This window comes from Paenibacillus taichungensis (assembly GCF_013359905.1).
In the GTDB taxonomy this organism is placed as follows: Bacteria; Bacillota; Bacilli; order Paenibacillales; family Paenibacillaceae; genus Paenibacillus; species Paenibacillus taichungensis.
Map to the genome: position 1 here is coordinate 888,548 of NZ_JABMCC010000121.1, position 21,299 is coordinate 909,846.

The window sequence follows — 21,299 nt, forward strand, 5'->3', positions numbered from 1 at the left end:
GGTGATTGTACTTCTATGAAAAAACGAATGCGGTTGCCCGTGTTCACTTGGTCTAAAACAGTGGTTGTATTCTTCGTCATAAGTTTTGGCTTGGCGGGGTTGTCGATGAATAATTCTATTTATGCTGTAAGTGATCCATATGGTCCAAAGTCAATGAAGAGTCCTATTCTTAAATCTATTCAAGCTGAAAAAACAATCGGTACCCCCGGCGTTTACTGGTATCAAATTGATGATGGAAGATTTAGAGCAGACCACAGTGGTGGTCCCACATATTCTAACAATGATGGGGGTTGTTCTACTCCCTATCCCGCTTTAAAAGAGGTGCCGGATAGTGTTGACTTTTCACGCTGGCCAGCTGTTTCTTGGCCCCAATATAACGGGAATAATTTATCAGCCTCGAGTTTCAAGGAAGTGAACATCAAAAGTGTAGAGTATCAAACAAAACCTGAACAAGAATCTTATACAGGAGTAGGAAGAACGGTTATCACACCTCCAAGCACAATTGTGGGTATTCGGACTTTAACTGGTGGAAACCATGAATGGACTCAGAACGACCCATTTGAAAATGGAGGAAAAACAACCGAAGGCTGTATTAAACATAAAGTAGCCTATTTCACCCCGATGGACATCATCTGGGAAGGGGATCTTGAAGAAGAAAAAGAGATCGACGTAACTCCAGATTCCACCCTAACGGTTGGAGAAACTAAACAGATGGTAGCCAAAGTTAAAACGAAAAACTATGGAGCTACTCAATTTAGTGAAGGCATCGATGTAAGTCGTCGCGAGGCTGAGACCACCTGGTGGTCATCTGATCCGAGTATTGTGAGTATTGAACCAAAAACCGGAATGGTGAAGGCTGAAAAGCCGGGTACTGCTTTTGTACGTGCAATCTGGAACAATGGTACATATCTTATCTCGGATACGGCTGACATTACGGTAACGTCCGAACCAGGACTCATTGTGAACCTGCCAAACGCTTGTAAAGCAGACACAGCAACACCGCTGCAAGCTAAAGCTATCCTGACCAAGTCAGATCTTTCTGTTCATGAGCTTACCGCTCATCCCAAATTGACCTGGCAAAGCTCCAATCCAGCAGTAGCGACCATAGGTGCAGATGGGAAAATGACGATCAAAGGTATCGTCGGCAGCTCCACCATCACTGCACGATTTTTGGACACTGCCCAGCAGCTGGATGAGCAAGGAACTCAGGTTTTAGATGTAAAGGATTGCACAGGTAACGGAGGAGATGGGGGAACTGATCCAGGTAACGGCGGTGAAGTTGTGGGTTGCCCCGTGACCATCAGTCCACCTAATAAAGGAGCGTTAATCGAATCGGCTGTCATGGACCCCTCCGTTCGGGGCGTACTGAAAGCTGATGATCGGGGATCTGAGAAGTTTGATGTCACCCGCGGCATCCCGACTTCTGAAGATCTCTATGCAAATGTCATGGCTAGAGGATACTTGTTCCAGCACCGTTGGGTGAACATGACGGGAACAGTGACTTATACGGTTAACGTAAAAAAGAAGTATCACAAAACATGGACGATTCCGGGTAGAGCCTCGACAGGACCGAATGATCCAGGCACACCTCCACAACCTAAGGAACTAGACGTTCCTGTGGAAAAACCAATGCAGGTCATCCGGCAATATAGTTATTGGCAGATTGATAATTTGGAAGTCTATCAGCTAGATCAAGCTACGATATCCAATTATGCACTTGGTGGCTACGGTGGTACAGTAACGTTGACTCCAAACGGATATACACCGCCGACCTTACAATCGGCTAATGATGATGCCGTTACCGCACATGTGAAACCAGCACCTTGCAAGGAAATCGACCTTGGCACTGAAACAAAGTCAGGCGGTGACAGCGAGCCGCCTACACCTGATGAGACGTCATTATTCCAATCCAAAGCAGAGGCCGAGGTCAAAGAGAATTCTGTAAATAATGACATGGTGGTGTTTAATGGTGCCACGGTGATGGATCCTGCTCCGATGGATAAGACTGCTCCGCGACCTGGGACAATCCCTCAGCCTGGTATGATCGATGACAACGTGCTGTACCAAAATCGTTTAACTATTCAGAATACACTGGTCAACAAGGCGGACCAACCGACAACAGGCGAGATCCAATATGGCTTGATTCCTGGCAACATTAAAGGCGGCCAGGATCAGAAGTTTTCTATTCAAGGGATCAATTCTGTCACGGTGCACACGCCTGTCGTTAACTACGCATGGGTGTCTGATGATCAGCCACATAACCAGAAAACAGTGCCTGATCCGACCAGTTCAGCACTTATTCTGGAACGACCGTTTATCGTACGCATCCCGACCTCAGGTCAGCATCTGGACGTAACCAGTTACCCGGGTTATGGAAATAGGGACTATGCCAAGTATTTTCGCATCAAGCAGGTTCGTTTCCCCTTTGATGTCTATAACGCCGATAGAAGTCAGTTCATTCCGGCCAAGACCTGGGTGGACATTCCGGTCAACCAACTGGATACCGTTTTCTATCTTCCAGTGTGGGTGGATGAAGGACATTACCGAATTGAATTTCGCAATATTGCGGAAAATGCTCCTTCGACATTCACCGAACAGCAGGATGCCAATACGAATCTAACCCATCATGTTGCGGCAGATACGGTTCCGGTGGAGGTTATTGGGCGATTGTATGATTTTCATGTTACGGATATCGCCGATTATAATTGGGAGAACGTGTTCCGCAAGCAGCTCGGGAGTTCAGAGCCGACAGGGGTGAGTTACTGGACAGGATTTAACAGTATTGATGGTGATCCGCGAGGGAATCTGGCACCATTTGTGTTACCTGTTCGCCCAGGCAGTCATCCTGTGCAGGGTTTCAGTAATATTGCAGTAAAAACGGGTTACCATATCAAGTTCGACCTGAAAACAAAAGGCAATATGTTTGGCAAACAGGATGGTGTCCGAATTACTCCAACATTCTACTTTGTGAGCAAAGACGGCTCTTCCAGACAAGAAGTCGATCTATACTACCACCGTGGTCAAGAGCGACTTATCAGAATAGGATCGGCGCAGGATTTGGAGAAAAGGTTTGTTGTCCTGAACTCGAGGTTGCGTAATATACCCGGTACGGAATTGGGGGATACGGCGCGTTATCGGTATACGTATGAACTGACCGCCGATGAACGCAACCAGAGTTCGCTTGCTGATTATATGGTTACGCTGGTAGATCAAACCTCTCACCAGAAAACATGGGTAGGCCGCTATGATTGGATGATTCTGCCCGCTTCCATTCGCACATTGATTGGACCTAAGACAGACATTCCTTCGGGTGTTAATGTGGACCGAGCCAATGCGGCGATCCAGCGTTGGTACGGAGAATACAGCCTGCCTGCGGATGTATACGCCGTTCCAAAGGGAACCAATCTCGAAACGCTCGCCAGACAAAATCAACTGGATGAAAAGGCTTTTGTATTTCTGAAGGACGGATATATCGTAGTCAACTTTAATATTGAGACACTTCGAGATGGGAATACAGAAGCTCCACACCTGCAATACATTTATGCTCCACTGATGAATCAGTGGCAGATGGAAGGTTTCAACAATCGCCCAACAGACAGTCAAGGTAGAACTTGGCCCCTGAAGGATGGCGATGTGGTCTTTTACCATGCAGATCAGTCCAGCCGGGGCGATTTTCAGTCTCAGGTTCCACATTAAAAAAAACAAAGTCTGTCAGCCTAAATAAATCAAGTCAAAAAGAAGCCGCCAGGATGCTTTTACGCATTACAGGCGGCTTTTGGTTTATCACATTGTATTGCAAGAAACACCCATTTTTTTGTTGAATACCAAGCCAAATGGTTAATATTTATCTTGACGGTTTGTTTTTGAACATTATGGACCACAATTCTAAATAAGGAGGCTAGAAATCGAGCGAAACCGGAAAATGTGTAGAAACCATCGTAGGATAGGCGATTAACGACAAAACGCCATACAATCAGAGCACATTTGTGGGTCGGAAATGTTCCAATTATTCGATTCATCTAATTTATGCATCAATTGAACTAAAAATAGGAAATGCTCCTGAGCGTAAAAGTTTATAGAATAGATATTAGAACACGGACTTCACTTTAAAAAGTTGAGGAAGGTGTAACCCTCGAACGGATCAGGACAGTATTCGACATCTGTGCGACGGTATATACAATCATCAGTTTACTATGATTTTGAAAACGCAGACAAACCTTGACGGGAGCGTCGGAACAACGTTACTACCACCAACAGCACGATTATTGGACTTCATGAAAAATTTAGCTTAAAATGTTGAACGAACGCAAATTACGGCTTAGTCAATGATTTCCGTCAAAAACTTATGACTAAATCAAGACGGAGGGAACGTCGATGACGATCGAGGAAGGCAACAAGAAACCCTGGGAAAGTTACTATGGCCCGAATATGGGATACGTACAGGAACAATATGAATTATACTCCCAAGACCCGGGTGCAGTTACACCGGCTTATCGGGAATTATTTGAACAATGGGGTGCACCGCCGATGTCTGGCAAGGATGCACATACAGCCTCGTATTCTGGCAACGCCCAAAAGGCTTCCGGAAGCGTGGATATTCAACTATTACAGAAAGCGGTTACAGCAGGGAAACTGGTAATGAATATTCGTACCTATGGTCACCTTGCGGCCGATATTGATCCTCTTGGAATCAGTGAAGATTCAGATACTTCTTTGCTTGAACCGAAGCATTTTGAATTGAATGAAGAAGATTTGAAAGCTCTGCCAGCTTCCCTGATCTGGGAAGGTGCAGATGGACAGACGGTAACAGGATTGGATGCCATCCAGCGCCTGCGGCAAATATATACTGGTCCTATCGCTTATGAATTCAGCCATGTGCATGAAGTTCATGAGCGGGAGTGGCTGAACCGCCGTGCAGAATCTCGTACTTCGCCGGCACCGCTTAATCCAGAGGAACGTAAAGCTTTGCTGGAACGTTTGGTTGAAGTGGAGCAATTTGAAGATTTCCTCCACAAAACATTTGTTGGGCAAAAACGTTTTTCCATTGAAGGTAACGATGTGTTAGTCCCTATGCTGGATGAAGCAGTCCGAATTATGGCACACGCTGGTTCAAGCCATATTCTGATGGGGATGGCTCACCGTGGTCGATTGAACGTACTTGCTCATGTACTGGGCAAGCCGTATAGCAAAATTTTCTCTGAATTCCATCATTCTCCGAATAAAGATTTGGTTCCTTCCGAAGGGTCAACAGGAATCAATTACGGTTGGACGGGGGATGTCAAATATCATCTGGGCGCAAACCGCTATGTAAAAGACGGCGAAACAGTACAAGCGCGTCTTACGCTTGCCAATAACCCGAGTCACTTGGAATATGTCAATCCGGTTGTACAGGGTTTTGCACGTGCAGCACAGGATGACCGCCGTGATCCGGGATATCCGAAGCAGGATGTAACCAAAGCAGCAACTATTCTGATGCATGGTGATGCGGCTTTCCCTGGGGAAGGTATTGTAGCAGAAACGCTCAATTTCAAAGCATTGCCTGGTTACCAAAATGGCGGAACAATTCATATTATCGTGAACAACCGTCTTGGATTCACAACAGACAGCAGTGATTCACGCTCAACGTACTATGCGAGTGACCTTGCCAAAGGATATGAAATTCCGATTGTGCATGTCAATGCAGACAATCCGGATGCATGTATCGCAGCTATTCGTATGGCAGCAGAATACCGTAACCTGTTCAAAAAGGACTTCCTGATTGACCTGATTGGTTACCGTCGTTATGGTCATAACGAAACGGATGATCCGGAAACAACACAGCCGACAGTGTATGACAAAGTAAAAGCTCATCCAACGGTTAGTCACTTGTATCAGGATCATCTGAAAGAGGAATCGGTAATCGACGATGCCTCCATCAACAGCATTCGTGAGGCTGTGACGAATCGCTTAAAAGAAGCTTACGAGCAGATGAAGAACAATGAAGTACATGAATATTACCAACGTCAAATTAGCGAGCCAGAGGCAGTTTCGATTATTCCAACTGCAGTACCATTGGAAAATCTGCGCGCAATCAATGCAGACTTGCTGAAATGGCCAGAGAACTTTAATGTATATCCGAAGTTGCAGCGCATTTTGCAGCGTAGAAGCACATCTCTGAACGAAGGCGAGAAAGTAGACTGGAGCCTTGCAGAGACGCTTGCTTTTGCTACCATTCTTGCGGATGGTAAACCGATCCGGATCAGTGGACAGGATGCAGAACGTGCAACGTTTGCCCATCGGAACTTGGTGTTGCATGACTCCGAGAACGGTGCGAAATTCTGCCCACTGCATCATCTGCCACAGGCGAGAGCATCCTTTGCTATCTACAACAGTCCGTTGTCTGAAGAGTCCGTTGTTGGTTTCGAATACGGATATAATGTCTATTCACCAGATACGCTTGTAATCTGGGAAGCGCAATTCGGAGATTTTGCCAACTGTGCACAGGTTATTTTTGACCAATTCGTATCTGCCGGTCGTGCCAAATGGTCACAAAAATCCAGTCTGGTCATGCTGCTTCCGCATGCGAACGAAGGTCAGGGACCTGAGCATACAAGTGCTCGTCTGGAACGTTTCTTACAGCTTTGTGCTGAAGACAATATGACCGTTGCGAATTTGACAAGTGCATCGCAATATTTCCATCTGCTGCGTCGTCAGGCTTCGTTGACTGAAACGGAAGATGCTCGTCCGCTGGTTATGATGTCGCCGAAAAGTCTCATTCGTAATCCGCGTGTTGCTTCACCTGCAACAGAGTTCAGCGAGGGCAAGTTTGAACCTGTGCTGGAGCAAGCAGGATTGGGCACGAAACCGGATCGCGTAGAGCGCATCATTTTGTGCAGTGGTAAAATCGCCATCGATCTGGAAGATGCTTTTGAGAAGGATAAAGCAGATTGGTCTTGGCTTCACATTATTCGTGTCGAACAGCTGTATCCGTTCCCGGCGGAAGAAATCAAGCGTGTACTTGCACGTTTCAGCAAGCTGAAAGAGCTGGTGTGGGTACAGGAAGAAAACAAAAACATGGGTGCCTGGACATACATGGAGCCTCGTCTTCGTGAAATCGCGCCAGAAGGAACAACCGTTAAATACGAAGGTCGTCCGGAACATGCCAGTCCTTCCAGCGGTTATCAACTTGTGCATGGCATGGAACAGCAACAGATCATTACATCCGCATTGAAGCAAACGACGAAGAATAATATTCCACTGGGGAGGTAACAGCTGTGAGTGAAATTAAAGTACCTGCAATGGGTGAGTCGATAACGGAAGGAACTGTATCCAGATGGCTGGTCAAAGAAGGCGAAACCGTTAATCAGGGTGATGTTCTTCTGGAACTGGAAACGGATAAAGTAAATATTGAGATCAGTGCTGAAGAGAGCGGTGTTCTTGAGAAAATTGTTCGCCAGGAAGGCGAGACTGTAGAAATTGGTGAAACGATTGGAACACTTTCAGCTGGAACTGGAGGAGGAAGCGGCGCGTCCGCTTCCCAACCAGCAGCAACGGAGCAGAAACAATCAGCTCCTGCACCGGAAGCTCCAACTCCTCCACCAGCGCCAGTTGCTGTAGCACCGGAGTCTTCGGATAGCAGCTCGAAGACAGCTTCACCATCTGCTCGTAAACTTGCACGTGAGCGTGGTATTGAGCTTGATCAGGTACAGAGCAAGGATCCGATTGGCCGTGTTTATCAGGATGATGTGAAAACTCACAACACCCAGTCTGTGGCTCCTTCAGCGCCTCCTGCTAAAGCTCCCGCTGCAGCACCTAGTGCTCCGGCAGCAGGTGGTTCCACGTATACCAAACCAGTAGAACGTCAACGTATGTCCCGCCGTCGTGCTACCATTGCGAAACGCCTGGTGGAAGCACAGCAGACTGCAGCGATGTTGACTACGTTTAACGAAGTGGATATGACGGCTATCATGGATGTTCGTAAACGTCGTAAGGACAAGTTCAAAGAGAAACATGAAATCAATCTCGGATTCATGTCCTTCTTCACCAAAGCGGTTGTAGGTGCACTGAAAAAGTTCCCCACCATTAACGCTGAAATTGATGGCGAAGATGTAGTTCTCAAAAAGTACTATGATATCGGCATTGCGGTATCCGCCAAAGAAGGTCTTGTCGTACCGGTTGTACGTGATGCAGATCGTCTTGGCTTCGCTGAGATCGAGAAAAGCATTGCTGACCTGGCATCCAAAGCGCGTTCCAACACGCTGGCTTTGTCTGATCTGCAAGGAGGAACCTTCACCATTACCAATGGCGGAACGTTTGGCTCCCTGTTGTCCACACCGATTTTGAATACACCTCAGGTGGGTATTCTGGGTATGCACAAAATCCAGCTTCGTCCAGTAGCGATTGATGCAGAGCGGATGGAGAACCGTCCGATGATGTATATCGCGCTGTCGTACGATCACCGTATCATTGATGGTAGCGAAGCTGTACGTTTCCTCGTGACGGTGAAAGAATTGCTTGAAGATCCAGAGTCTTTGCTGATCGAAGGGTAATCCATAACGATTAACATTAAATTGCCATCTTATAAATAAAAAAAAGAAAGCCTCTGAACGAGCACAGTGTATGCTGTGCACCCGTTCAGGGGTTTTCTTCATTGTATAGGCAATTTATGCCGCATTATATGGAATCGGCTGTTTCGCCATGTGCTGTGGAATGATAGGCACTGTAGTCGGGCGTATGCCTCTCCAGCCACTCGACGACATGTCCTGCAACCTCAGTCCGATTCGTCTCGTGCAGCATTTCGTGGCGTCCGCCCGGATAGAGACGGTATTCAATATCCTCAAGCTGAAACTCCCGATATTGGGAGACCAGATTAAGCACTCCTTTGCCATGAAGTCCCACCGGATCTTGTTCACCCGAGAACAGATATACAGATTTATCCCTGGGAATACGTTTCATGTTGCGTGGCAAGTGAATGTCCAACAGCAGTTTGAAAAAGTCACGGAAAAAACCTGCGGAGCAGATGGCTCCACACAAAGGGTCATCCATAAACCGCTTGACCTCTTCGGGGTCACGAGACAGCCAATCAAATGGCGTTGTTGCCGGACGGAAAGAGCGATTGAATCCGCCAAATACGAGCGCATTGAGCAGCATACTTGGATGACCGGCCCCCTGAATGCCACACTGCAAGAAAGCCAGTTTCTCTCCAATCCGAAGAAGACCACGTTTGCCATTGGTGCCGGACAAAATAAATGCATGGTAACGCTCGTGGCCAGCATACATTAAATGCTGTACCAAAAACGACCCCATACTATGCCCCATCAGAAAAAGGGGCACATCAGGATTTTCTTTGGCGGCAACTTCGCCCAGATTCATCATATCACTCGCCATCCAGCGGAAAGCATCGACGCCGGCATTGCCCAACAAATTCGAATTTTCTACCGTTTTACCATGACCACGATGATCATTGGCGTAGACTGCGTAGCCGTGCGTGGTGAGATGTTGGGCAAATTCAGCATATCGGGCAGCAGTCTCGCTCATGCCATGTGCAATCTGGACTACACCTTTGATGTTGCACTCCGGATCGGGAAGCCAGCGGTACACATGAATACGGGTACCTTCATTGCCAATCAGGCTAAAGGTAGATTCCTGCATCTCGTGTAAATCCTCCTTCACAGGTCACATTAGAGCCATTTAAGCTAACAGCAATCACTTGCATAGATCATTGTTTATTGGATTAAGGCAAATAAGAACGAAGAACAGTAGTGTTACCATCCAGCGTATAGGAGCCCAAGTTGGCAGGCAGTAAGTAACATTGTCCAGCTTTTAGTTCAATCTTATCCGATTCCGCGTTATCCCACTCCAGCGTTCCGCTACCTTCACAGACCACAAGGATAGTGAAGCTTTCAGCACTTGTAGAGAGCTCCCAACGTCCTGTAACAATCCCTTTTTCCACTACAAAATAAGGGCATTCCGCAAGCTTCAGCCACTCACCTGGAGTTGCGTTGTTGGTTTTCATCGTCGTGGCGCCAGCGCCCTCATAAGCTGTTACATTCAATGAATCCTCAACATGTAGCTCACGTGGTTTGCCATCCAGGCCCGGACGATTATAATCGTAAATCCGGTATGTTGTATCCGAGTTTTGCTGGATCTCAGCAACAACGACACCTGCACATAAAGCGTGTACCGTTCCCGCAGGAATAAAGAACGTATCTCCAGCCTCTACAGGTACTTGACGAAGGGTATCCATGACCGTACCATTTTCCAGCGCTTCCTTCAGTACTTCACGATCAACGCCTTCATTTAAACCGTAGATGATATGTGCTCCTGGTTTGGCATCCAGCACATACCACATTTCCGTTTTGCCAAGCTCGCCGGGAGGGAGCGCTTCGTACTCATCTGTTGGGTGAACTTGTACGGACAGATCATCGTTACAGTCAAGCAGTTTGATCAGAAGCGGGAATCGTCCGCCCTTTTCCGAAACTCCTTTAGTTCCAAGCCATGCTGTGCCCAGCTGTTCACGAACTTCGTCCAGGCCTTTTCCAGCAAGTACTCCATTTAATACCTTGGTTGTACCATTGGGATGATCCGCAATCATCCAGCCTTCTCCTATATGTCCTTCAGGTGGCGTCAGGCCGAATTGCTCCAGCGCGCGTCCTCCCCATACACGTTCTTTAAACTCTGGTTGAAATTGCAGTGGGTATGGCGTAGGCATTCCTAATCTCTCCTCTAGTATATGAAATGGTGGATCGCTTTAATCAATCATGACCGCGTAATTGGCATGAATGTAACAGTGAATACGGTTGCACGTCTTTATGTAGAACACAAATCGCATAAATTGAACCCAAAGAGTGCTTTGTTGCGATTGTGTCTAGTTTATTGCATTTGTGGAACAAAGGAAATTATTTTTTCTCGATGCCAATCAGAAAAGGGGAGGTATCACGCTGCAATTGGCGATAAATCACCACTTGTACCTGCTCTACAGGTAGAGCAGAGGACCACTCCAATACCGCATCCGCTTCCTGTGATCCTCCATCATGACCTGGATACAGCACAACGGTAATAATGCCGCGCGGCTTGAGCAATGCCAGTGCAGCCTGGAGAGCAGCAATAGTACTGTCTGTTTCCGTAATTATGGTGGAGTCCGCACCTTCCGAAGGCAGGTACCCCAGGTTGAACATTACAGCACCCACATTACCCTGCCATGCTTCAGGAACGGCCTCAGCCATTCGATCATGGCTTAATTGAAGCATGGAGATGGACCCCAATTTAGTGCTGTCCTCTTGTTTGCGAATACGGGCTTGTGCCAAGGTAAGTGCCTCGCTCTGAATATCGAAACCAATGACTTGCCCGCGTTTACCAACTTTTTGTGCCAGAAACAGAGTGTCCGCCCCCGTTCCAACCGTTGCATCAATAGCTAAATCTCCAGGCAGTAGACGGGAAGAAATCCATTGATGGGCACAACTTAAAACCGAAAGAAAACCCATCTTAAGCACCCCTCCAGTATTTACCTTGCCAGGAATCCCGCTCACGCAGCTCACGATCAATGGAATTTAACACTTCCCATTTGTTCATGGACCACATCGGCCCAATTAGTAAATCACGCGGTGCATCCCCTGTAAGGCGGTGTACAATCATTTCGGGTGGAAGCATCTCCAGCGTATCGACGATCAGTTTAATGTACTCGTCTTGTTCGAGGAAACGAAGGAGCCCGGCTTCATACTGCTTCACCATTGGTGTTTTGCGCATCAGATGAAGTAGATGAATTTTGATTCCCTGCACATCCATGTTGGCAACAGCTCGTCCGGTATCCAGCATCATTTCATGGGTTTCCTGCGGCAGTCCGTAAATAATATGTGTGCACACCCGAATATTCCGATTGCGCAACTTCGCAACGGCTTCTTCATAGCAATGAGTATCATGTGCACGGTTAATTAGGGTTGACGTGGACTCGTGAATGGTTTGCAGACCCATCTCAACCCAGAGGTAGGTGCGTTCATTCAATTCAGCCAAATAATCAACGACGTCATCCGGTAAACAGTCAGGCCGAGTGGCGATGGACAGACCGACAACACCGGGCTGTTTCAAAATTTCTTCAAAATATTCACGCAGTTCTTCAACGGGTGCGTATGTGTTCGTATAGGCTTGGAAATAGCCAATGTAGTGAGCTGTAGGCCATTTCAGATGCTGTTTATCCCGAATGGTATTAAATTGGGTGACCAAATCATCCCGTCTGCTACCGGCGAAATCACCCGATCCACGAGCGCTGCAAAATGTACAGCCCCCTTTGGCAATAGATCCATCTCGGTTCGGGCAGGTGAAACCCGCATCCAGCATCACTTTGAAGACCTTATTGTTAAACTCGTCTCTCATTTCGTAATTCCAGGTATGGAATCGTTTATCTCCCCATAGAAGAGGAGGTTGTATTGAAGGTGCATTCATCTTCAGGGTACTCCTTTGACTTACCTAATGGCTTGCTTATTATAATACCGAATTCGACTCTTTTTGAACTTTTACCATTGTATCAAAAAACTCAAAAAAAGGGGAATCTAGTCGCAAAAATAGGCCGTATAAACGAGGTTTTATCCTTGCTATAGTTTACACATTATGTTATATTTAAATCAGCGTCAGACACCATCTAATGGGTACTATTCATCATAGCATTTGAATCAATGTTGACGTCATGGACCATACTATACCGTGAGGTGATATGAATGAATTCCCAAGTTAAAAATAATGATCTTCATCATGTTTCTGTAGAACTGACGGCAGAAGAAGCTCTGGCTTTGACAGGTGTTCGTTTCAATGGCAATCCGAAAGTGAAAGCGGCTGCAAGACAAAAAGTTCGCGATGCTTTCGAAAAGACATTTGATTTTTCACACCAAGATAAGGTAGACTATGAACTATTAAAGTAGTTGGACCCCAATTCCAAATAAATCGAAGAGGGAATCTTTGAGATTTGCCCCAAAGTGGCAGATCCGAAGATTCCTTTTTCATTGCTCTTTACAATTAGCCAGTTCTTCGGCAAAATGATTCTGAGACAAGTATGGATAAACGGAGGAATAAGATGCGTTTACGTGGCAGAAAAGGGATTCGTGAAAATTTGGAGCAACAAGTTGACCTCGTTGTTCTTGATCCCAAACAGTACAAAGGAAAATGGTCTGAATTGTTTGGCAATGACCATCCGATCTTTGTGGAATTTGGCATGGGTAAAGGTCAATTTATCAGCCAAATGAGTTATAAATATCCGGAATTTAATTTTATCGGTATTGATATGTATGATGAATTGGTACGTCGTGCCAGCGAGAAGGCTCGGAAAGCATGGAGTCAGGCAGAAGTGGAGACACCACCCAACCTGAAGCTGGCGCTTGCTAATATCGAACAGATTGAAGATGTATTTGAACCGGAAGAACTGGAACGGATTTATCTGAACTTCAGCGATCCTTGGCCAAAAGCCAAGCATGCACGCCGTCGTTTGACACATCCACGTTTCCTGAAGAAATATACGGAACTGCTTAACACCAAAGGACAGATTCATTTCAAAACAGATTCGGAGACATTGTTTGATTTCTCTCTCAATGCGATTGCCGACTTTGGCCTGCAAATGACCAATTTGTCCCTGAACCTGCACCGTGATGGATTGAATGAAGAGCATGTCATGACAGAGTATGAGCAGAAATTCATGGGTAAAGGCATGAACATTCACCGGGTTGAAGTCATCGTTGGTGAAGAAGCCTTGCGCGAGTATCAAGAGATCCGCTTGGACAAGTATAAAGTTCGGGAAGCTGCGGACGAGTCTGGCGAAGATCAAGAGTAATATTATAAAAAAGCGTGATATGCATCTGGCTACCAGACTCTCATATCACGCTTTTTTGCTATTTTGGATGAACTAAACCTCATGCCGTAACTTGTGGATGTCCATTTTACTTCTGCTAAAGCTCCGAATGAAGCTCCTTACGTCGATAATCGTTGGGAGTAACCCCGTTGAATTTCTTAAACATCCGATAGAAATAAGAACTGTTGGTGAATCCGGTTTGCTCGGCAATATCAGCTACAGAGTTTTCCGTCTCAATGAGCAGGAATTGCGCTTTGGCTATGCGAGTCTCGTTAATAACATCGGTTAGACCTTTTAACGTTAGTTGTTTATAGAGTCTGCTGACATAGATGGGTGACATGGCTAGTTCATCTGCAATCGAGGTCAGACAAAGATTGGTGTCTGCGTAATCTCTCTCAATAATGCAGTTAATTTTGCGAATGAGTTCTTCATGTCTAAGCGTTCTTTTTTCCTCAACTTTGGATCCAAGCTCGTCGAACATGCGATAGAAGTGTGCGTGAACTTCACTGAGATCCTCGGCATCATGGATCGGCAGCATTGAACGATCGGAGATGGATTCAAGTGTAAGCTGGTTGTTCTTTTTGAGTGTGTTTCTTACATGATTCAGGGTCATGGTCAGATGGGACAGAGCCAGTTGAAATACGGTAAATGGATATGTTGCCGTTTCGCTCACGATGTCTGCATAGACCTGTTTGGCTTCACCTGTTTTGCCTGTCATCAGGCAATCAATCAACTGTCTCTCTTTTCCAACAGGGAAAGCATATTCTTTGGCATGGTACGCCATGATGTCCGAGGTGTAAATAAGGCATCCAGGACCCATGAACAAACGATGAAGAGATGCTTCTGCTGATCGGGTATAAGAAGCAATACTGTTTTCCAGTGAATCTTCCACAGGTCCAATGGTAAATGAAATGGAACATCTTAGATGTGTCATCACGGCAGCCTGCATCATGCGCAGCAGGTCCTCAATAGGGTTATTTTCATAATCAGCTTCATCCTGAACTTTATCATTAAAGATAAGTGTGATCAGATCGCCGCCCATATCCACAGCTTCGGTGTGGTAGTAAAGGTCAGCCGTTTCCGTGCAAATGTTCATCATCGCGTATTTTATAAGTTGGACTTCATCCCGGTAGGTATCATTGAAATCGGTAAAATGATCAATACGAAGCAGTACGAGTCTGGTTAGACAATGAACATCAACAGAAGAGCCATAAAATTTCATTCGGTCCTCCAGCATACCTCCTGTTACCGTTTCACGTCCTTGCAAAGCCCCGCGTAGAAAGTCCTGTCGTAATAGATGCAGACTGCCACGACGCTCTGCTTCCATCACACGCATACGGACAAGTACTTTATCAATAGGATGATATAGCTTTCGGGACACGAGGTAGGACAAGAGTACTCCCGCAATTAATAGCCCAAGACAAAACAGAACAGTGTGTGTCCGCATATTACGAATATCTGAGGTGATCAGGTCATATGGCGTGATTCGTACATAGCGCCACCCGAGGTTATCAGGAGCGGTGTAGGTAATAAGTGACTTTTTTCCATCAACCTCTGCGGTAAAGTAGGCGGACTGCTCCTTGTTTTCCAGAATTGGCTGCATAAACGTTTCATTGGACAAATCTTTCATCAACGCACGATTGCTGAAATCGGACAATAACTGTCCCTGTTCATTGATAATAAACGTTTTCCCAGGCTGATCGGCTGAGTTCATATTGGGACTGAGCCAGTCGTCCTTGATATTTACGACGACCGCATAATTCAATGTGGCATTGTCATTGATCGTGTCATAACAGAGGTACGTATAACTGCTGACTTGAGTTTCCTCTGTGGAGCCAACCTGGTATGTACGCGGAATGGGGACAAATGGTTTGTAGTCATGGAACCTGTCGAGGATGCTTGTAATCCCCTGATCGTCAATTTCCGAGATGGACTGTTGTCCATTGCGAACTTCATTTGAACTGATAAAGAACTCATCATTTTTGGAGTTATAAACATAGATGGATTCGATAAAAGGGAGGGACATGCGATAGTTGTCGAGTTGTTCCATCGCTGATGTAATTTCATAGATACTCGGATTCGAATAGAGCAGGAGGGCAGAGATGGTGTAATCCTGATAAATCTGGTAAGACAGTGATTTGGCGGTCTCGGTCATCTTGGAGACTTCCCGACTGGTCTGGGTAAGACCATTCATATCAGTTCGGTAGACCTGACGAAGGGCAATACGATTATAGTTGACGTACAAAATGGTAGAAGCCACAAGCAAGGTGGCAACGGTGCTAACAATAATGCCGATGAGAATCCGTGCAAACACCTTCTGGCTGTCCTCTGAACGTTTGCGCATGACCTTTCCTCCCGTGGACCTCCTGTTTTGGATGAACAAAGTTCGACTTCATAGCGAAGGATAAGACTTCATATATGGGCGTGGTGAATCACGGATGTATCTTGAATTATATATTATGTATGCGTTTACATCAACGAAGAACGGCTGCTATGCCCGATTTCCTTAGCTAAAGTTCAACTTTCGCTTTATTGTTCACTAGGTTCAACCTATGCACGATATCAACTTTTGTGAACGCTCAGGCATCATTTCAGTGTTCGTTCATATTGTTCATATTCTGTTTCGCAGAATCGTTCATGATCCGGCCGAATGATTCAGTATCCGGTAGCACTTAGGGCAACTACAATAAAAACAGAGCTCCACTGCGCGCCGCGCCGTAAGAAATTCGGGAGGGATCGAGCCATGCTCAAAGAATTGAACAAAAACAAAATCATGTTCCTGATGCTGCTGCCTACATTGATCTTTTTTCTGATTAACTCGTATTTTCCGATGGTCGGCATCTATTATGCGTTTACTCGTTATGATTTTGAAGGTGGTTTGTTCGGTAGTCCATTTGTTGGACTGGAGAACTTCAAGTTCCTGTGGCAATCCGGAATGCTGCTCAAGCTGACAACCAACACGGTGGGGTACAATCTGGCCTTCATTATATTAGGAAACGGGCTAGCGATCTTCTGTGCGATATTGCTCAGTGAAATTCGGGGAAAAGTGTTTAAGAAAATTACGCAGTCGGTCATGTTTTTACCGTACTTCATCTCGTTTGTACTATTAAGTGTAATCGCTTACAACATGTTTAACTATGAATCCGGTTTTGTGAACACGGTACTCAAACGTTTTGAGGCAGGCCCAATCGATATTTACAATACACCTTGGATATGGGTGTTCCTTATCATCATTTTTTATCTGTGGAAAAATCTCGGATACAGCATGGTCATCTACCTTGCAGCTATTACAGGGATCAGCGATGAGTTTTACGAGGCAGCCCGGATTGATGGGGCCAATATCTTTCAGCGTATTTGGTATATCACCGTACCAATGCTAAAACCGACCTTTGTCATCCTGTTGTTATTCTCGCTCGGAAGCATTATGAAGGGACAGTTTGATCTCTTTTACCAACTCATTGGAAACAACGGTGTCTTATATAACGCTACAGATATCATCGATACGTATGTGTATCGTTCCCTGAAAGTGACGTTTGATATCGGAATGGCTACTGCGGCGGGTCTGTATCAATCGCTGTTCGGTTTTATCCTGATCATGACCGTCAACTATATCATCCGTAAAGTGAATGAGGACTACGCCTTGTTCTAAAACGCCTATAGGCAGAAGGGAGAGCTACTATGCATACTCGTGCCCGAGATACGGAATTCACCATGTTGTTTCAAATCATCGCTTACAGCATGATCCTGATTCTTTCCTTAATCTGTATCATTCCATTTCTTTTAATTTTATCCGGCTCATTCAGCAGCAACGAATCCATTGTAAGAGATGGGTATCACCTCTTTCCCACCGATTTCTCCCTGGAAGGTTATAAGATGGTGTTCAAATTTCCGACCCAGGTGCTTAAAGCTTATGGCGTGACGGTATTTACAACCGTTGTGGGTACGGCTCTTGGACTATTTCTCATTACGATGGCGGGATTTGTACTGCAACGCAAAGATTTCAGGTACCGGAACGCCTTCTCATTTTTCATATACTTCACAACTCTCTTTGGTGGGGGATTGGTTCCTTGGTACATCATGCTGGCAAACTATTTCAATCTTACGGACACGTATACCGTGTTGATTTTTCCCGGACTGATGACGCCATTTCTCATTATTCTGATGAAAAACTTCATTCGTTCAGCCGTACCAGATGAGCTGATTGAGTCAGCCAAAATTGATGGAGCGAATGACTTTCGCATTTATTTTAGCGTAGTGCTGAAACTGGCGATGCCCGGCATTGCCACTGTAGGGTTATTTCTGGCACTGGGATACTGGAATGACTGGTTCACATCATCCTTGTTCATTAACAACCCGGATATGTACCAGCTGCAATTCTATTTGTATAACACCATGAACACGATTACCTTCATTGACCAGATGGCGATTGGTACCGGCATAACACTTAGCCAGGATGTACCTACCGAATCGACCAAAATGGCGATGGCTATTGTGGTTACTGGCCCGATCTTGTTCCTGTATCCATTTGTGCAGCGTTACTTTGTCAAGGGTCTTACCATTGGTGCGGTAAAAGGTTAGAACGTGCACGCGTTGTGGGTGCAGATTGCGGGATAGCTGTCTGTCCGTCTGCGTCTGAACTATGGCGAGTCTGCGATAACATATAAGGTTGACCACAAAAAGGGAGGATGCGTATGCGTAACAAAACAATTCGGCACCTGTCTATGGTACTTGCCCTGATGTTGTTTGCCGGGGTGCTTGCTGCATGTAATAGCGGTTCGGGGGGATCTGTGCAAGGAAGTGAGCAGGGAGGTTCTTCTGAAAACAAAGGGGAGAAGGTAACACTGCAATTCTACATGCTTGGTGATGCACCTAAGGATCTGCCTGTGATTGAGTCGGAAATCAACAAGCTGGCTGAGGCCGATCTGAACGTCAATGTGAAATTTAACTATACCTCTTGGACAGACTGGGACCAAAAATATAAACTGCTGCTGTCCTCCGGTCAACCGATTGATCTGATCTTTACCGCAGATTGGACATTTTATCAGTCCTATGCGAAAAAAGGAGCATTCCTGCCTCTGGATGAACTACTGCCTAAGGCAGCACCAACGCTCAAAGCTTATGTACCTGATGACATGTGGAAAGCGGTAAAAGTCAATGACAAGATCTATACTGTACCATCGACATGGACTGAATATGTTACTGAGGGTATTGCGTACCGAGAGGATTTGCGTGAGAAGTACAATCTGCCCAAACCGGAATCTCTGGAGACACTCGAAGCTTATCTGGATGGAATCAAAGCTAATGAACCGAATATGATTCCAATTGCGGATAGCAATGCGAACCATACCCATGGTATTCGACAATTGACGTCCAAGCTGGTGAATACGGCAGGTCAGCTCCCTTATGGCCTGGATATCATGTATGATACACCATCCAATATCACTTCCTATTGGGGATCTGCACAGCATCTGGAAGACCTGAAAACGTACAAACGTTGGATGGACAAAGGCTTTTTCCCGAAAAACGTGCTGAATGTGAAGGATACATCCAACTCATTGCTGCAAAATGGAAAATCTGCCGTTGTACTGTCGGGTGAGAACCCGAACAAATTTAATGCGGATGTGATCAAGGTCCAGTCCACTCACCCGGATTGGAAGCTCGGTTATTTCCCTTACCCGAATGCCAAAGGATTTGCACAACCAGTTCACCCGATCCACAATGGTTTTGCAATTCCACGCAGCAGCAAAAACCCGGAGAAAGCACTCGCATTCTATGAGAAACTGGTTACCGACAAACGTTACAACTGGCTTACCGAATATGGTGTGGAAGGCAAGAACTTTGAAGTTCAAGACGGTTATTATAAAATGGTGGGCGATGCCCAGACCAATGGCTTCCCGCGCGAAGGCATGAATGGCTGGGCTTGGCGTAATCCGGAATTCATGCTCTATGATAAGAGTTTTGATGATGTGCTGGCTATTTTCAAAGAGCTGGACAAAATGAAAAAGCCGGATATCTTTACTGGATTTGCTGAAGATTGGACGCCATTCCAAGCTGAGAAAGCTGCACTGGAGCAGGTAGAAAAGCAGTATCTCTATCCGTTGAATGTGGGATTGGTAGAGGATGTAGAAGCAGGTTTGAATACATTCATGGAAAAAGCCAAACAGGCAGGCCTTGAGAAAATTCAGACTGAGTATACCAAACAGTGGCAGGAATACTTGAAGTCGGCTGGGATTCAATAGTTTGTACTTTTCTTCATATTAAAAAAGGTGCCTTCGATTCGAAGGCACCTTTACTGTGTATATGCAAGCTTGTTTGAAGCCGTTACAGTCCGGCTTGGTCTGCAGAGTAGGGACGCAGGTCCAAAAGGTCGATAATACTTTGTGCGCTCTGCATGGGGTGATACTTGGCGATCTGCGCCATGTGGCGTTTACGTTTGCGGACAATGTCAGGGTAGTTATGAAGCAGTTTATTCATCCATTTTACAACAACGTCGAGGGAAGTAATGGGCTCTCCCAAACCTCGTGCGGTGAAATACTGAACATTTTCTTCTTCCTGACCCGGTATCGGATTATGGAAAAGCATGGGGATTCCTTTTGCCAACCCTTCACTGCATGTCATTCCGCCCGGCTTGGTGATCAGGAGATCAGATACTTCCATTAATTTGTCCACTTCATTGGTGTAACCGATGATATGAATATTATCTTTTTGATACAACGGATTCTGTTCCATATTGATACGGCTTTTGTCATTGCGGCCAAGACAGAAAATAATCTGAACATCCTCATGCCAGCGTGTCAATAATTGGTTAACCACTTCATCACTGAGCATTCCCCAACCACCGCCCATCACAAGTACAGTAGGCATGTTCTTCAGATTAAATTTGCCTCGGATCTCATCCCGCCCGGGATGTTCCCAGAAGTTGGGGTGGATCGGAATGCCGGTAACCCGAATTTTGTCTAAAGATACACCCCGCAGCATTAATTTGGACTTTACCTCATCTGTAGAAACAAGATACAGATCCACTTCTGGGCTAATCCATGTCCCGTGTGCGTCATAATCGGTGATGACTGTACAAAGTGGAACCTGCACACCCAGACGCTTCAGTCTGGATATGACGGCACTGGGAATAGGGTGGGTGCATACAATAACATTCGGACGAAGCTGACGGACAATGCTGCGTGTATGGGTATAAAACAGTTTATGCAACGCGAGTGTAGTCAGCCGATTCAAGGATTTTTTATATTGGTGCTTGTATACATACCCGATGAGCTTGGGCTGGTTAATGACCGTTTTTTTGTACGCTGTAATGATGAGTGGCGCAACTCTGGGGTTCAGAAAACTTCCCAACTCAAGTACTTTGGTTTGCACATTCGGCGAAAGTTTTCGCAAACTGCTGGACAGCGCATAAGCGGCTTGAGTATGACCAGCGCCAAAGCCTTCAGATAATAGTAATACTCTTTTTTTCTCCACGCTTGCTTCACCTGTTCCT

At 45.8% G+C, this 21,299-nt stretch carries 14 protein-coding genes; 8 read left to right on the forward strand and 6 right to left on the reverse strand.

The window, feature by feature from the left end; all coding sequences use genetic code 11:
• Positions 1-15: 15 nt before the first annotated feature.
• The 3 genes from HP548_RS31950 to odhB all read left to right on the forward strand — a co-directional run bounded on the left by HP548_RS31950 (position 16) and on the right by odhB (position 8,528).
• Complete coding sequence (locus HP548_RS31950) at positions 16-3,696, forward strand: DUF5704 domain-containing protein (protein ID WP_175383928.1); 3,681 nt, start codon at positions 16-18, stop codon at positions 3,694-3,696.
• 678 nt (positions 3,697-4,374) lie between these two features.
• Entirely contained in the window at positions 4,375-7,248 is a 2,874-nt protein-coding gene (locus tag HP548_RS31955; protein WP_175383929.1) for a 2-oxoglutarate dehydrogenase E1 component, read from the forward strand.
• Positions 7,249-7,253: 5 nt separating this feature from the next.
• Positions 7,254-8,528 carry a 2-oxoglutarate dehydrogenase complex dihydrolipoyllysine-residue succinyltransferase gene (odhB, locus tag HP548_RS31960; protein WP_175383930.1) on the forward strand — a complete coding sequence of 425 codons (1,275 nt, stop codon included), beginning with the start codon at positions 7,254-7,256 and terminating at the stop codon, positions 8,526-8,528.
• A gap of 124 nt (positions 8,529-8,652) precedes the next feature.
• On the opposite strand, the gene HP548_RS31965 is transcribed toward odhB, so the two are convergent.
• The 4 genes from HP548_RS31965 to HP548_RS31980 form a co-directional block, all read right to left on the reverse strand.
• A complete protein-coding gene (locus tag HP548_RS31965) occupies positions 8,653-9,630 on the reverse strand; it encodes an alpha/beta fold hydrolase (RefSeq protein WP_175383931.1) in 978 nt (325 codons plus the stop codon).
• An 82-nt stretch (positions 9,631-9,712) separates the two neighbouring features.
• Entirely contained in the window at positions 9,713-10,690 is a 978-nt protein-coding gene (locus HP548_RS31970; protein WP_063564180.1) for a type I phosphomannose isomerase catalytic subunit, read from the reverse strand.
• Positions 10,691-10,877: 187 nt separating this feature from the next.
• Positions 10,878-11,462 carry a tRNA (mnm(5)s(2)U34)-methyltransferase gene (locus tag HP548_RS31975; RefSeq protein WP_175383932.1) on the reverse strand — a complete coding sequence of 195 codons (585 nt, stop codon included), beginning with the start codon at positions 11,460-11,462 and terminating at the stop codon, positions 10,878-10,880.
• 1 nt (position 11,463) lies between these two features.
• On the reverse strand, positions 11,464-12,417 hold the full coding sequence (locus tag HP548_RS31980) for a TIGR01212 family radical SAM protein (RefSeq protein ID WP_076289944.1): 954 nt from the start codon (positions 12,415-12,417) through the stop codon (positions 11,464-11,466).
• Between the two features lie 272 nt (positions 12,418-12,689).
• Between HP548_RS31980 and HP548_RS31985 the strand changes: the two genes are divergently transcribed.
• Positions 12,690-12,890 (forward strand): hypothetical protein, encoded by a 201-nt coding sequence (locus HP548_RS31985; protein WP_062320234.1) that lies wholly within the window; start codon positions 12,690-12,692, stop codon positions 12,888-12,890.
• A 152-nt stretch (positions 12,891-13,042) separates the two neighbouring features.
• Complete coding sequence (gene trmB / locus HP548_RS31990) at positions 13,043-13,792, forward strand: tRNA (guanosine(46)-N7)-methyltransferase TrmB (RefSeq protein WP_076289943.1); 750 nt, start codon at positions 13,043-13,045, stop codon at positions 13,790-13,792.
• 115 nt (positions 13,793-13,907) lie between these two features.
• Here trmB and HP548_RS31995 read toward each other — a convergent pair whose 3' ends face one another.
• Positions 13,908-16,154, reverse strand: a complete 2,247-nt coding sequence (locus HP548_RS31995) for an AraC family transcriptional regulator (protein ID WP_175383933.1) — start codon at positions 16,152-16,154, stop codon at positions 13,908-13,910.
• A gap of 399 nt (positions 16,155-16,553) precedes the next feature.
• Here HP548_RS31995 and HP548_RS32000 point away from each other — a divergent pair, with 399 nt between their 5' ends.
• From HP548_RS32000 to HP548_RS32010, 3 genes are all read left to right on the forward strand, one after another.
• Positions 16,554-17,459 (forward strand): ABC transporter permease, encoded by a 906-nt coding sequence (locus HP548_RS32000; RefSeq protein WP_175383934.1) that lies wholly within the window; start codon positions 16,554-16,556, stop codon positions 17,457-17,459.
• Positions 17,460-17,521: 62 nt separating this feature from the next.
• Complete coding sequence (locus HP548_RS32005) at positions 17,522-18,388, forward strand: carbohydrate ABC transporter permease (protein WP_409347692.1); 867 nt, start codon at positions 17,522-17,524, stop codon at positions 18,386-18,388.
• A 107-nt stretch (positions 18,389-18,495) separates the two neighbouring features.
• Complete coding sequence (locus tag HP548_RS32010) at positions 18,496-20,049, forward strand: ABC transporter substrate-binding protein (protein WP_373561699.1); 1,554 nt, start codon at positions 18,496-18,498, stop codon at positions 20,047-20,049.
• Between the two features lie 82 nt (positions 20,050-20,131).
• On the opposite strand, the gene HP548_RS32015 is transcribed toward HP548_RS32010, so the two are convergent.
• The gene (locus tag HP548_RS32015) at positions 20,132-21,280 is read right to left on the reverse strand and encodes an MGDG synthase family glycosyltransferase (protein ID WP_076289938.1); all 1,149 of its coding nucleotides are present in this window, start codon (positions 21,278-21,280) and stop codon (positions 20,132-20,134) included.
• Positions 21,281-21,299: the final 19 nt, after the last annotated feature.

What these genes read in the sequence shown, in the direction of transcription:
- HP548_RS31950 (WP_175383928.1), top strand. Translation starts at nt 16, where the DNA reads ATGAAAAAACGAATGCGGTTGCCCGTGTTCACTTGGTCTAAAACAGTG.
- HP548_RS31955 (WP_175383929.1), top strand. Translation starts at nt 4,375, where the DNA reads ATGACGATCGAGGAAGGCAACAAGAAACCCTGGGAAAGTTACTATGGC.
- HP548_RS31965 (WP_175383931.1), bottom strand. Translation starts at nt 9,630, where the DNA reads ATGCAGGAATCTACCTTTAGCCTGATTGGCAATGAAGGTACCCGTATT.
- HP548_RS31970 (WP_063564180.1), bottom strand. Translation starts at nt 10,690, where the DNA reads ATGCCTACGCCATACCCACTGCAATTTCAACCAGAGTTTAAAGAACGT.
- HP548_RS31975 (WP_175383932.1), bottom strand. Translation starts at nt 11,462, where the DNA reads ATGGGTTTTCTTTCGGTTTTAAGTTGTGCCCATCAATGGATTTCTTCC.
- HP548_RS31980 (WP_076289944.1), bottom strand. Translation starts at nt 12,417, where the DNA reads ATGAATGCACCTTCAATACAACCTCCTCTTCTATGGGGAGATAAACGA.
- HP548_RS31985 (WP_062320234.1), top strand. Translation starts at nt 12,690, where the DNA reads ATGAATTCCCAAGTTAAAAATAATGATCTTCATCATGTTTCTGTAGAA.
- trmB (WP_076289943.1), top strand. Translation starts at nt 13,043, where the DNA reads ATGCGTTTACGTGGCAGAAAAGGGATTCGTGAAAATTTGGAGCAACAA.
- HP548_RS31995 (WP_175383933.1), bottom strand. Translation starts at nt 16,154, where the DNA reads ATGCGCAAACGTTCAGAGGACAGCCAGAAGGTGTTTGCACGGATTCTC.
- HP548_RS32000 (WP_175383934.1), top strand. Translation starts at nt 16,554, where the DNA reads ATGCTCAAAGAATTGAACAAAAACAAAATCATGTTCCTGATGCTGCTG.
- HP548_RS32005 (WP_409347692.1), top strand. Translation starts at nt 17,522, where the DNA reads ATGTTGTTTCAAATCATCGCTTACAGCATGATCCTGATTCTTTCCTTA.
- HP548_RS32010 (WP_373561699.1), top strand. Translation starts at nt 18,496, where the DNA reads ATGCGTATGCGTAACAAAACAATTCGGCACCTGTCTATGGTACTTGCC.